The organism is Endozoicomonas sp. GU-1 (assembly GCF_027366395.1).
Classification (GTDB): Bacteria; Pseudomonadota; Gammaproteobacteria; order Pseudomonadales; family Endozoicomonadaceae; genus Endozoicomonas.
The window spans coordinates 3089951-3103413 of the sequence record NZ_CP114771.1; the positions used below are offsets into that span (position 1 = coordinate 3089951).

Annotated in this window: 11 protein-coding genes and 1 pseudogene; 7 read left to right on the top strand and 5 right to left on the bottom strand. The window is 49.3% G+C overall.

Annotation, left to right across the window (positions count from 1 at the left end):
* Positions 1–125 precede the first annotated feature (125 nt).
* From O3276_RS25485 to O3276_RS12640, 5 genes are all read left to right on the top strand, one after another.
* Positions 126–671 (top strand): type III PLP-dependent enzyme domain-containing protein, encoded by a 546-nt coding sequence (locus tag O3276_RS25485; protein WP_332328099.1) that lies wholly within the window; start codon positions 126–128, stop codon positions 669–671.
* Positions 658–1470, top strand: a complete 813-nt coding sequence (locus O3276_RS25490; RefSeq protein WP_332328100.1) for a type III PLP-dependent enzyme domain-containing protein — start codon at positions 658–660, stop codon at positions 1468–1470. The genes O3276_RS25485 and O3276_RS25490 overlap by 14 nt, the downstream gene beginning before the upstream one ends.
* 34 nt (positions 1471–1504) lie before the next feature.
* A complete protein-coding gene (locus O3276_RS25495; RefSeq protein WP_332328101.1) occupies positions 1505–2035 on the top strand; it encodes a hypothetical protein in 531 nt (176 codons plus the stop codon).
* Positions 2035–3000 (top strand): adenosylmethionine decarboxylase, encoded by a 966-nt coding sequence (locus tag O3276_RS12635; RefSeq protein WP_269671668.1) that lies wholly within the window; start codon positions 2035–2037, stop codon positions 2998–3000. Before O3276_RS25495 ends, O3276_RS12635 begins: the two co-directional genes overlap by 1 nt.
* Before the next feature lie 294 nt (positions 3001–3294).
* Entirely contained in the window at positions 3295–4533 is a 1239-nt protein-coding gene (locus O3276_RS12640) for a Bcr/CflA family multidrug efflux MFS transporter (protein WP_269671669.1), read from the top strand.
* 68 nt (positions 4534–4601) lie between these two features.
* Here the strand turns inward: O3276_RS12640 and O3276_RS12645 are convergent, their stop codons facing one another.
* The 4 genes from O3276_RS12645 to O3276_RS12660 all read right to left on the bottom strand — a co-directional run bounded on the left by O3276_RS12645 (position 4602) and on the right by O3276_RS12660 (position 9480).
* On the bottom strand, positions 4602–5474 hold the full coding sequence (locus tag O3276_RS12645; protein ID WP_269671670.1) for a hypothetical protein: 873 nt from the start codon (positions 5472–5474) through the stop codon (positions 4602–4604).
* Between the two features lie 313 nt (positions 5475–5787).
* Positions 5788–6846 carry a hypothetical protein gene (locus O3276_RS12650; protein WP_269671671.1) on the bottom strand — a complete coding sequence of 353 codons (1059 nt, stop codon included), beginning with the start codon at positions 6844–6846 and terminating at the stop codon, positions 5788–5790.
* A 223-nt stretch (positions 6847–7069) separates the two neighbouring features.
* Positions 7070–8185 carry a hypothetical protein gene (locus O3276_RS12655; protein WP_269671672.1) on the bottom strand — a complete coding sequence of 372 codons (1116 nt, stop codon included), beginning with the start codon at positions 8183–8185 and terminating at the stop codon, positions 7070–7072.
* Between the two features lie 221 nt (positions 8186–8406).
* Positions 8407–9480, bottom strand: a complete 1074-nt coding sequence (locus O3276_RS12660; RefSeq protein WP_269671673.1) for a hypothetical protein — start codon at positions 9478–9480, stop codon at positions 8407–8409.
* Positions 9481–9664: 184 nt separating this feature from the next.
* On the opposite strand from O3276_RS12660, the pseudogene O3276_RS12665 reads away from it, so the two are divergent.
* A pseudogene (locus O3276_RS12665) lies at positions 9665–10730 on the top strand (type I glyceraldehyde-3-phosphate dehydrogenase).
* A gap of 151 nt (positions 10731–10881) precedes the next feature.
* Here O3276_RS12665 and O3276_RS12670 read toward each other — a convergent pair.
* Positions 10882–11760, bottom strand: coding sequence for a hypothetical protein (locus O3276_RS12670; protein ID WP_269671674.1), 879 nt, complete (start codon positions 11758–11760; stop codon positions 10882–10884).
* A 531-nt stretch (positions 11761–12291) separates the two neighbouring features.
* Between O3276_RS12670 and O3276_RS12675 the strand changes: the two genes are divergently transcribed.
* Positions 12292–13458 (top strand): phosphoglycerate kinase, encoded by a 1167-nt coding sequence (locus O3276_RS12675; RefSeq protein WP_269671675.1) that lies wholly within the window; start codon positions 12292–12294, stop codon positions 13456–13458.
* Positions 13459–13463 lie beyond the last annotated feature (5 nt).

Below are 13463 nucleotides of genomic sequence, written 5' to 3' on the forward strand. Positions count from 1 at the left end.
ATTTTTAAGTCAAAAATACTTGATCCTTCAATCAGTTGTGTTTTTGGACGAAAACTGGCTATGAGCCCGAGGAGCTAACCGCTGGCGACCTTCATTATTTCCACAGTACAACAGGTAGCAACAGAATGGACGTTGATGGAGCACGCTCTACTTATAACATCCGTTTCTGGAGCCAGAATCATTTTGATTTGAACGATCAGGGTCATGTCACGGTCAATATCAAGGGCATGCCACCGGTTGAACTGAGCACCATTGCCAGTCAGCTGAACCGTCAGGGCGTTTCCCTGCCGGTGCTGGTGCGTTTTCCGCAGATTATCCATCAGCGTCTGGATAATCTGTGCCACGCCTTTAACCGGGCCATCCGTGATTACGGTTACAACCATCGATACCTGGCCGTTTACCCGGTCAAGGTCAACCAGCAGCGGACGGTGGTGGAAGATATTTTGAACAGTCAGTCCTCCGGCAAACAGCCACAGCTGGGCCTGGAGTCGGGTAGCAAACCGGAACTGCTGGCAGTTCTGGCCCTGGCCAAACGAGCCAGCTCAGTGATTATCTGTAACGGCTACAAAGACCGGGAGTATATTCGCCTGGCCCTGATCGGGGGAAAAGCTGGGTCATCAGGTTTTTATTGTTCTGGAAAAGCTCACCGAACTGGACATGGTGCTCAGTGAAGCGGCCAGCCTGGGTGTTCAACCCCGTCTGGGCCTGCGGGTACGTCTGGCTTTTCAGGGCAAAGGCAAGTGGCAGGCCAGTGGTGGGGAAAAATCCAAGTTCGGTCTTTGCGCCAGCCAGGTACTCCATGCGGTGGAACGGTTAAAGCAGGCTCGGCAACAGGAGTCTTTGCAGCTCCTGCACTTCCACCCGGGTTCCCAGATCGCCAATATCCAGGATGTGCGCAAGGGCGTCAGTGAATGTGGCCGCCTTTATGCCCAGTTGCACCGTATGGGCTTGCCGATCCGGTTTGTTGATGTGGGCGGCGGCCTGGCAGTGGACTACGAAGGTTCTCGCAGTCAGAGTTCCTGCTCCATGAACTACAGCCTGCAGGAGTACGCCAACAATATCGTCTTCACCCTGGGCGATATCTGCCAGCAGTACGACCTGCCGGTTCCGGGTATTATTTCCGAGTCGGGCCGACACCTGGTGGCACACCACGCAGTGCTGATCACCGATATCCTGGGGGTGGAAAGCTATGAACCGGAAGTACTGACGCCCCCCACCGCGGATGCGCCCCTTCTGCTGCATAATATGTGGAGTTCCTGGCAAGACCTGAGTCATAGCCGGGGTGAACGTGCCCTGACCGAGATTTATCACAACAGCCAGGCTGACCTGGCAGAAGTCCATACCCAGTTTGCCATGGGACTGTTGGGGCTTGAGCACCGGGCCTGGGCAGAAAACACCAGCCTGCGACTCTGCCACGAACTGAAAGCCCGGCTCTCCCCCCCACGTCCGGGCGCATCGCCCACTGATTGATGAACTCAGTGACAAACTGGCGGACAAATTCTATGTGAACTTCTCCCTGTTTCAATCCCTGCCCGATGCCTGGGGTATTGATCAGATCTTTCCGGTCATGCCCCTGTCCGGTCTGGATCGCCCGCCAAGCCGCCGGGCAGTCATGCTGGATATCACCTGTGACTCCGACGGCGTCATTAATCAGTACGTAGACGGCCAGGGCATAGAAACCACCCTGCCAGTGCCTCAATGGCAACCGGAAAACCCGTTCCTGATCGGTATCTTCATGGTGGGTGCCTACCAGGAAATTCTGGGGAATATGCATAACCTGTTCGGGGATACCGATGTGGCCTCGGTCCACATCAATGGGCAGGGAGACGTGGACGTCACCGGGTACCAGGCGGGCGATACCGTGGAAAAGGTGATGCGTTATGTCAACCTGCAGCCGGAAAGCTTTCTTCGCACCTACCGGCAGCTGGTCAGGGAAAACCTCCCACCAGGGCAACAGCGGGCCATACTGGCGGAACTGGAATCAGGGCTCCGGGGCTACACCTATCTGGAGTTTATCGGAGGGAGCCTGCCGTGATGTTTTTTGAAGGCTCAGAAAAAAAAATAGAGATAGTCACCAGCCCGGAATGGATTTCCCTGAGGGCCCTGGGCAGAAGCTTCTGGGCACAGATGGTGGCCAGAGCCCGGGCCGACATCCTGGCCATACTCAGCAACGAACACTGTGACGCTTATCTATTGTCGGAGTCCAGTCTGTTTGTCTGGCATGACCGGTTTCTGATGCTTACCTGTGGCACCACTACTTTGGTGGATGCTGCCCTCTACTTCTTTGAACAGACCCCTCTGGAGCATATCCGCTGCGCCCGATTCCAGCGCAAAAATGAGTACCAGCCCCATCTTCAGAAGACTTCCTTTATGGACGACGTTGACCGACTGAGCCAGCGGGTGCCCGGCTGTGCCTTTCGTCTGGGCTATCCGGATGGCCATCATAACTGTGTATTCCATCTGGACAAGCCCTATGGACCAGCGCCTGATGACACCACCAGCGAACTGCTGATGTACCATATCCGGGGGGAAAATGCTGACAGCCTGCGCTGTGAGCACCAGAGGATTAAAGACATCCGTCGCTTGCTTAAACTGAACCGGCTGTTTCCGGACTTTGCCCTGAGCGACTGGCTGTTTACCCCCTGTGGTTACTCCCTGAATGCGATTCGGGGCAACCGCTATGCCACCATCCATATCACACCGCATAAAAACAGCTCATACGTCAGTTTTGCCACCAACCTTGATCTGGCCAACTCACCGATTGTCGCCATACTGCTGAAACAGCTGAACCCGGGCTGCTGGGATCTGATCGGTTTTAATGCCCGGCGACCAGAAGAGTTGCTGGCGGAAAATACGCCATACCAATGTCTTGCAACCGGTGAAATTCAATTAAGCTGCGGCTATCGCATGAGCTTCAATCACTTCCAGCACCCGGATCACAGGAAAGTGACGGCAGAAACATTATCACCAGAGAAGCAACCGGCAGTAAATGCATGGTAAGTACTATTTATACAAGTGTACTTTTCTATTTATCGCTTAATGCTTTTATGAAAGAATTATTTATAGCCGTATAAACTATAAATTGATGCCGTTACCTGTCCGTTACCAACCATTGCTTTAGCGGACAAGACGTTCCCTCATAAACAAAAAAACCAGTGTCGTGCATTTTTAAGGCACTACAGCGGTTCGGCTGTTAAATCAGACAATTTTTATATAAATGCAGCCACCGCCATTTCGGGACAAAAACCTCTTGAAACCCAAACTCCCGGCTGCCCGAAAATATGAGCCTGAAAAATGACAACGTCAACTCATCTGGTAACAAGAGAGGACAGGGGTGAGCGCTTATTCCTGATTCTGACCCTGGGGGCGCTAACAGCACTTGGGCCGCTGGCCATTGACCTCTACCTGCCCGCCATGCCTACCATCGCAAAAAGCATGGGGGAGCCATTAAGCCGGATACAGTACACACTGAGTGCCTATACCATTGGCTTTGCCATAAGCCAGCTGGTGTGTGGCCCGTTATCGGACCGGTTCGGCCGGAGAACAGTCATGTTCCCGGGCATCATCTTCTACATCCTGACCAATATTCTGGCCGCCCTGTGTACCAGTGCCACCCAGCTGATCATTGTCCGGGTACTGCAGGCAATGGCCGGAGCGGCCATTATGGTGACGATTCCGGCCATGATCCGGGATCTGTTCCCCAGGGAACAGGTAGCCAAAGCACTGTCCTCCATTCTCATGGTCATGACGGTGGCACCCCTGGCTGCGCCACTGCTGGGCGGGCAGATTCTCAAGTTCTTTGGCTGGCAGAGCCTGTTTATCTTTCTGGCGATAACCGCCTGCCTGTCATTAATTCTGGCCTTTTTCCGGGTTAAGGAGACATTGCCAGATGAAGACCGGCTTATGGTGTCACCAGTACAACTGGCACTGAACTACGCCAACATCCTGAAAAACCGCGAAGCCATTGGCTGTATTCTCTGCCATGCCTTTTTCTTTGGTGGCATGTTTGCGTTTATTTCCGGCTCTCCCTTCGTCTACATTGAGCTGTTTGGCATCCCCGCTGAACAGTATGGGCTGCTCTTTGCCATTAATATCCTGGCCATGGGGATCACCAATATGGTGAATATCCGCCTGGTTGAGCAGTTCAAACTGTTTACGATTCTGCGCTCAGGCAGCCTGATCGCAGCGGTCTCTGCACTTTTGCTCCTGCTTAACACGGTTACCGGCTTTGGCAGCCTACCCGGACTGATGATCCCAATTGCCTGCTATATCGCCTGTATTGGCTTAACGGGTCCTAACTCCAACGCCCTGGCCCTGGCCCACTTCCCAAAATCGGCAGGAACAGCAAACGCCCTGGCAGGCGCACTGCGTTTTACCATGGGGGGGATTGCCTCTGCCTTGGTCGGTTACCTGCATAATGGAACAGCCATTCCCATGGCAGCGGTGATGGCTGGTTGCGGAGTACTCTCTGTTGCTTCACTGTTGCTGGTAAAGAAAGAAGGAGAAATAGAAGCGCCTGTAACGGTAGGTTAAGGCTGACCGAGAATCGCCCCTGAACTTTCTCTGGTTCAGGGACACTGAAATAGTCCACTCGCTTACATTTACGGTGTGGTTTGTGCAAAAATATTTCTACATTTCTGCACAGCTTTAGCTGCTTTTGACATACTGCGTTGCAGCTCTTCATCTGCCCGGATCAGTTCAGCAATGATACTTTGGTTAATGCGGGATAACAGCGAATCAAAAGCATCCAGATGCTCCTTCATTATTGCTCTCTCAATATCTGAAACCGGATCTGGTACGCGAATTGACCTGACTGGTAGAACAAAGGATTTCAGGTTCTGTTTAATGTTATCGAGATCCGCCATTAGTTTAAGAGTGTGATCCTGTTGCACCTTAGGCACATCCTTCAGCTGTTGATACTCCCTTTCTAACAACGCAATCTTTTCAGATTTATCAATACGCTGGTGACCATTAATAATCAATTGGTCTACGCGTAAAAGTTGTGCCAATTCCAGAAAGAGCTTGTCATCAAATGGTTCTTTATTTGTTAGAATATCCAATTGTTTCCTGGGATTAAACAGATCGGGAGCATTTGTTAAGCAATGGGTAAATATGTGATTAAGAACTGTACCAACTTTTCCTTGCCCGCGGTGCAATTCGAGCTTACACGTCTCCAGATCAGCTAAACCCGGTCTAACCGGTGTCGGCGCGCCCCTGTAAACAGCACTTGTCGTATAATCGGCAGGAGTATGGGTCTTGTGGGTGGCCAACTGACTGAGCGGTTCTGACTGATCTGTGCTACACAGTTCGACTGCGCCTGTATCATCAGGATCATCTGACAATGACTGCAGGCTTGCCCCTGATGGATCCACGTTATTGTGACTGTTGCCAAACAGCAGGGATAATCCGGACACCGCGAAAATCCCGCCACATACCGCAGCCACGACATAGTAGCCAGTGGACAGGGCAGCCACAGCGGCTACCCCCGAGACAAAACAGGTCACTGCTTTAAGTACTTTAGTAGCGTGACCAAGCCAACTGACAGAACCAGTAGATGCCGGATCATCTTGAGCAGCTCCCTATTTGGGGGGGGTTATCGGGGCTTCAGAGATCATAAATTATATTCCTTTAGAATGCCCCAATTAGAGTGTGCAGCTGTTAAAAAGTTTTATTTATGAAAAAAAATAATTGCTGCTGCAACAAGCCCCGGCTGGAGGAATGCCTGGGAGGCTGTCCGAGAATTGGTCCCTGAACTTTCTCTGGTTCAGGGACACTGAAATAGACCACTCACGACCATTTACGGTGTAGTTTGTGAAAAATATTTCTACATTTCTGGACAGCTTCAGCTGCTTTTGACATCCTGCGTTTCAGTTCTTCATCAACCCGGATCAGTTCAGCAATGGCACTTTTGTTAATGCGGGATAATAGCGAATCAAAAGCATCCACATGCTCCTTCATTGTTGCTATATCAATATCTGAAGCCGAATCAGATTCGCTAATTAACCTGTCTGGTAGAACAAAGGCATGCAGGTTCTGATAAATGTTCCCGAAATCCGTCTTTAGTTTACAAATACTATTCCGTTGCAACTCATGCACTTCCTCCAGCTGTATACACTCCCTTTCTAACAACGCAATCTTTTCAGATTTATCAATACGCTGGTGACCATTAATAATCGATTGCTCTACGCGTAAAATTTGTGCCAATTCCAGAAAGAGCTCGTCATCAAATGGTTCTTTAGTTTTTAAAATATCCAATTGTTCCCGGGGATGAGTCAGATCGGGAAAGTTTGTTAAGCAATGGAGAAATATGCGTTTAAGAACTATATCAACTTCATCTTGCCCCCGGCGCAATTTAGTCTTACACGTCTCCAGGTCAGCTAAACCCGGTTTATAGCGATTACCGGGGCTTTCATTGCCCCTCTCTGACCTCGTTGTATTAATGAAGTTCGGTATAACATAATCATGCTCCCTGAAATGAGCAGAGATACTTTCATAAGTTGAGTTACGTGTTATCGGACAAGTACCTATATAACCGAGAACTTCTTCTTTATCATCATCTGCCGGTGATTGGGAATCGGACTCTGAAGCATCCTCAGCTTGATTAATATTGTCAAACAGCGAGGGTATTGCTGGTACAACGAAAACTGCCCCCAATAACGTTGCCACAAGATAAACGCCTGTCGCCAGAATCACGACAGGCAAAGCGACTACCCCCGAGACAACAAGGCCCACTGCCTTAAGTACCTTGATCGCTCGCCCCTTCCAAGAGCCGGAATCAGGAGATGCCGGATCATTTTGAGAAGCTCGCAAACTGTTTGGGGGAGTTGTAGGGTTTCCAGAGATCATAAAATATTCCTTTATTGCATTAGAATTTCCTTATTAGAGTGTGCAGCTGTTAAAAAGTTTCATTTATGAAAAAAATAATTGTTTACCTGAACAGCCCCGGTTGGAGGAATACCAAGGGATCGACCACATTGGTGTATTTTTCGGTTTAGAACGGCCTTCTCCATGAAAGCCGTGATTTTTGTTCAAACAAGCTATTTCAGAGTCCCAGAAATGGCCCACTTCATTAATATTTACGATCAGTCCCGTTTAAAATATTTCGACATTTACTAATCACTGCCTCCAATTCTGACAACCGTCTCTGCAAAAAACCATCGGAGTCAATAAAGCAACCAGGCGGCGAGCACTTTCTAATGTCGGCCAACAGTGTATCCAGGGCATCCAAGTGACGATTCATTTGTGCCACTTCATTTTCCGGGACCGGATCGGGTATGGAATTAATCCTGCGTACCAGGGAATAGCGTTCCAGGTCTTTTTCAAGGTTTTCCAGATTGACCATGTGATTGTTAGCATGCTGCAACTGCGCTTGTAATCCTTCCTCCTGCTGTTCAACCAGTTTCTCCAGCAACTCAATCTTGACAGCCTTATCCGTTTGCTGGTGACTATCAATAACCGATTTCTCTACTTTTAAATTTTTTGCCAGAAGCAGAAATAATTTTTCATCAAATGGTTCATTGGCCCTGAGATCAACTATTCGTTGCCCGTAATCAGAACCACTGAGTCCTGTCAAGCTATTCATCCTCATGGCCTCAAGAACAAAACGGACATTTCTGACAACATCATGCAGCTCACTGTCACACCTTAACAGTTCAGTTGTGGACATTAGGCCCTCGCCATTATTGGTGCTGACATTAACCGTCGGCGGATTCACTGGCTGCAACGGCACCGACGAGCCCCTGTAAACCGGGTTTGTCAAAGGATCGGCAGGAATATGCGTATTGTGGGTGGCCACCTGACTGACCGGTTCTGACTGGCCAGTGCTACACAGTTCAACCTGACTAACCGGTTCTGACTGATCAGTGCTACACAGTTCGACTGCGCCTGAATCATCAGGATCATCTGACGGTGACTGTGGGCTTGCCCCTGATGGTTCCACTTTATTATGACTTTTGCCAAACAGCAGGGATAACCCGGACACAGCGAAAATCGCCCCGCATACCGCAGCTACAACATAAAAACCAGTAGCCAGGGCAGCTACAGCGGCAACTCCCGAGACAAAACAAGTCACCCCTTTAAGTACTTTAATAGTGCGACCAAGCCAGCTGCCAGAACCAGTAGTTGCCGGATCATTTTGAGCAGCTCCCAAGCTATTTTGGGGGGTTATCGGGGCTCCGGAGATCATAAAGTATATTCCTTTATTGTCTTAGAATGTCCTTTTTAGAGTGCGCACCTGTTAAAAAGTTTCATTTACGAAAAAAATAATTGTTACTGCAACAAGCCCCAGCTGGAGGAATGCCAGGAGATTGACCTCATTTGTGATCTTTTTCGGTAAGGCACGGCCTCCCCATGGCAGCCATGATTTTGTTCAAACAGGCTATTTCAGGGTCCCTGAAATGGCCCACTTCAATAATATTTACGATCAGTCCCATTTAAAATATTTCGACATTTTTTAATCGCTGCATCCGCTTCTGACAACCGTTCATGCAATGAGTCATCAGCATCGATAAGGTCAGCAAGCGAGCGCTTTCTAATGTTGGCCAACACTGAATCCAGGGCATCCACATGACGCTTCATATGTGACACGTTACTTTCTGGTACCGGATCAGGTATTGAACTAATGTTGAGTAACGGGGAGTGGCGTTGCAGATCTTCTTTAAGGTTTTCCAGATTGACCATTTGAGTTTTAACATGCCCCAGCTGCACTTTGGGCACATCCTTCAGCTGTTCAACCAGTTTCTCCAGCAAATCAATCTTGACAGCCTTATCCAGTTGCTGGTGACCATCAATAACCGATTCATCCGCCTTTAAACGTTTTGCCATAAGCAAAAATAAATTTTCATCAAATGGTTCACTGCTTCTAAGAGTACCTATGTGCTTCCTGTAAAGTGACGGGCTGTCGGCTGATAAGCTGTACAGCCTCATGGCATCAAGAGCCACATGGACATTTCTGATCCCATCGTCCAGTAAATTGTTACACCTCACCAGTTCAGCCTTGGGCAGGAGGCCCCTGCCACTATTGGTGCTGTCATTCACCGTCGGTGGACTCATTGTCTTCACCGGTGTCGGCGCACCCCTGTAAACAGTGCTTGTCGTATAATGGGACGGAGTATAGGTATTGCGGGTGACCACCTGACTGACCGGTTCTGACTGATCAGTGCTACACAGTTCGACTGCGCCTGTATCATCAGGATCATCTGACAGCGACTGTAGGCTTTCCCCTGATGGTTCCATGTTATTATGACTATTGCCAAACAGCAGGGATAATCCAGACACCGCGAAAATCGCTCCGCATACCGCAGCCGTAATACAGAAGCCAGTGGACAGGGCAACCACAGCAGCTACTCCCGAGACAAAACAGGTCACCGCTTTAAGTACGTTAATAGCGCGACCAAGCCAGCTGCCCGAACCAGTAGATGCCGGATCATCTTGAGCAGTGCCCAAGACATTTTGAGCCGGTATTGGGTTACCGGAGATCATAAGGTATATTCCTTAATTCTATTAATAATGCCCCCTTAGATTGAGTGAATGTTGAAAAGTTTCATTTATAAAAAAAAGAATAATTGTTTGCTGAAACCCGGGTCAGGTGCTCAGAGACTGGTCACATTCCTGATATTTTCCGGTACAATACCCGGCGCTAACAACCGCTGGAAACAAACAAACGATGACCTACAGGGTGGCCATTAACGGGTATGGGCGAATCGGCCAGTGCGTGCTGCGTGCACTCTATGAAAATGGCTTTCGTGATCATCCTGTGCATGGTATGGAAGTGGTCGCCATCAATGAGCTGGCCAATATTGACACGCTGACCTACCTGACCCGCTATGATACCACCCATGGCCGTTTTCCGGGCCGGGTGTTGGCAGACGATAGCCACCTGTTGATCGGCGATGACCGCATTCGGGTGTTTAACCAGCCAGATCCACAGGAAATCAACTGGCAAGACCTGAACATCGACCTGCTACTGGAATGCTCAGGCTCGTTTAATGATCGGGCTACCGCAAATCTTCATATTGAACGGGGGAGCTTCCCGTCTGCTCTTTTCCCAGCCAGCAAAACCGGACGTGGATGCAACCATCGTTTACGGTATCAATGAACAGCAGTTAAACGCCAGGCACCGTATTGTTTCCAGTGCATCCTGTACCACTAACTGCATTGTGCCTGTGCTCAAAACGTTAAACGACGCCCTTGGGATTGACTATGGCTCCATGACCACCATCCATTCCGCCATGAATGATCAACCGGTTATTGATGCCTATCATCAGAACGACCTGCGTCTGACCCGCAGCGCCCTGCACTCCATCATCCCGGTTGATACAGGACTTGCCAAAGGCATTAACCGTTTGCTGCCTGAACTCAGGGGGCGATTTACAGCCAGTGCCGTGCGGGTTCCCACCATTAATGTTTCCTGTATTGACCTGACGGTTCAGGTCAGCAGAAACACCTCAGCAGCAGAAATCAATCATATTCTGGAACAGGCCACCTCTGGTCGTCTTGAAGGGATACTGGGTATGACCAACGAGCCCCACGCCTCGGTGGATTTTAACCATGATGCCCGCTCTTGCATCGTTGATGGTACACAAACCCAGGTTTCTGCCAACCGTCTGGTCAGGCTACTATGCTGGTTTGACAATGAATGGGGCTTTGCCAATCGGATGCTGGATGTTGCGGGTTACTGGCTAGGAGGCTGTCCGAGAATAGCGCCCGTAGCGAGGATTGCGAGAAATTGAGGATAAAAATTTCTGCTTCTGAGGAGAATAGCGGGGCTATTTGACGAAGAAGCAGGAATTTTTAGACCAATTTATCGCAACCGCAGTAGGGCAGTCTATTCTCGGACAGGCTCCCAGGAGCCTGTCGGACTTAAGACTGTTTTCGAATGCCTTAATCGTCAACTAATACCACTATGATGCGTTTTTCTGCCAGATCGTCACTATTTTCGCTATGGTATACGATATCCTCAGGCTGGTGAATCAGATCACCTTGATCATTGGAAAACATATGCCCGGCATTCCCGATTTCTTCGTCATGAGGGCCATAAGGATAATTCTCTACAGTGCCTTTAACAGGGAATGTTACTTTTGAACCAGGTGACTTTTTGCCAATATTAAGCCCGCCTCCTGAATACTTCACACCCGTTTTGGTTGCGTTGGTATTGTCATTCAATTGAACGACCATGCTTTTTTTGCCGGGATCTTTATGCCAGCGCATACCTTTTATCCCCCTTGAGGGAATTAACGGGTAACGGATCAGGTAAATACCCACAACGTTTACCGAACGATCCCGCCACTGAAATTCATCGGCCATTATATCCAATGCTTCTGAGCATAGAGCCCGGATTGCAACCGATGAAGTAGTCAACCTGGCCTGAAATACCTCCTTGTTCATCAAATGACTATTTTCATCAAAATGAATTGGCATTTCAAAGCATAAACGGGCGGTGAACAAAGGATTTTCAGAATTAATAGTAAAATCCAGACTTTCAAATATATTGCTTGAATGTATATATCTTACTCCACGATGGCCATCCAGAAAATTATTAACAAGCTCTGAACAGAAATATCTATCGTCATGATTTATTTCCAAATTGACCCGATCTAAAAGAGATTTAGAAAACACAGGGCAAATGGTTCTGAATCTATCGCCAAATTTTATGTTTGTGGCCTGTGTATGTTTTTTTTCATCAGAAAATCCATCAGAATTTCCAGAGGCGGCTGTAAAAGCTGACGTTGTTGAGGGGGAAGAAAAGTCAGCACGTAACATCGTTATCACTCCCTTGGTCTGATAAGTTGTTGTTTATAGACTGAGTCAAACACAGCAGCGTTAGAGTTCCCAAAGCACAAAAAGTTCAACAAAAAGTGAATAAACTGGTAATTTCAACCATCCCCAATGATGAAACCCGAGATAATTGCCGTACTCACATCAGATCACCGGGTAATCCCGCAGAAATTTGCTGTATCGCCGACACCTGCCTTTTACTTTGGTGGAAGCTCAGTGTTGGTGTCCTGTAAAGTCTGAAGTCCTGTAACGCCATAAGTTGTCGCCAGCTATCACCGCACCATTAACGTTTTCAAACAACATCCACGGTAAATTTTGTGACCCTTTGGAAACTCTTGGATCACCGTTTGATTCAGGTCATAAGAGCGTGTCAATGCATACCTGAAGTGTCATTTATGTGCTATTGTCCCCGACGTTTTTTCGCTATTCCCCAGGCAATTTCTACAAGGCAAGTATTAATAAACAGTGCTTGCCCCTGAGAAACTCAGCCATCAGTGAATATCAAGAGGGCTCCCAATGAACGTTTTAACAATGACCGACCTGGATCTGGCAGGCAAACGCGTGCTGATCCGTGAAGACCTCAATGTTCCGGTAAAAGGCGGCAAGGTCACCAGTGACGCCCGTATTCTGGCGTCTCTGCCAACCATTGAGCAGGCTCTGGCAGCCGGTGCTCATGTCATGGTGACCTCTCACCTGGGTCGCCCGACTGAAGGTGAGTATGAAGAGCAGTTCTCCCTGAAGCCGGTGGCAGACTACATTGGCAACCTGCTGGGTAAGGAAGTTCGCCTGGTCAAAGACTGGGTTGACGGTGGTTTTGACGTGGCAGCCGGAGAGCTGGTTATTCTGGAAAACTGCCGTTTCAATGTCGGCGAAGAGAAAGACGACGAAGCCCTGTCCCGCAAAATGGCCGCTCTGTGTGATATCTATGTGATGGATGCTTTCGGCACCGCACACCGCGCCCAGGCTTCCACCCATGGTGTTGGCAAGTTTGCCGCTGTTGCCTGTGCCGGTCCGCTGCTGGCGGCGGAACTGGACGCTTTGGGCAAGGCTATGGATAAACCAGAACGTCCGATGACGGCAATCGTTGGTGGTTCCAAGGTTTCTACCAAGCTGACCGTGCTTGAGTCGCTGTCCGGCGTTTGTGACCAGCTGATCGTGGGTGGTGGTATTGCCAACACCTTCCTGGCAGCTGCTGGCAAAAATGTGGGTAAGTCCCTCTACGAAGCAGACCTGATCCCTCAGGCCAAAGCCCTGATGGCAAAGTGTGATATCCCGATGCCAGTGGATGTGGTTTGCGGTAAGAAATTCGATGAGAACGAGACCGCCATTATCAAGTCGGTGGATGAGGTTGAAGATGACGACATGATCTTTGACGTTGGTCCGGAAACCCAGAAGCTGTTTGCCGACGTTCTCACGGCAGCAAAAACCATCCTGTGGAATGGTCCGGTGGGAGTTTTCGAGTTTGACCAGTTCGGTGAGGGCACCCGTTCACTGTCCATGGCCATTGCCAACTCAGACGCATTCTCCATCGCTGGCGGTGGCGATACCCTGGCCGCTATCGACAAGTACGGCATTAAAGACAAAGTGTCGTACATTTCCACCGGTGGCGGTGCCTTCCTTGAGTTTGTTGAAGGCAAGGTTCTGCCTGCAGTAGCCATGCTCGAAGCAGCAGCCAAGCGCTGATCGAT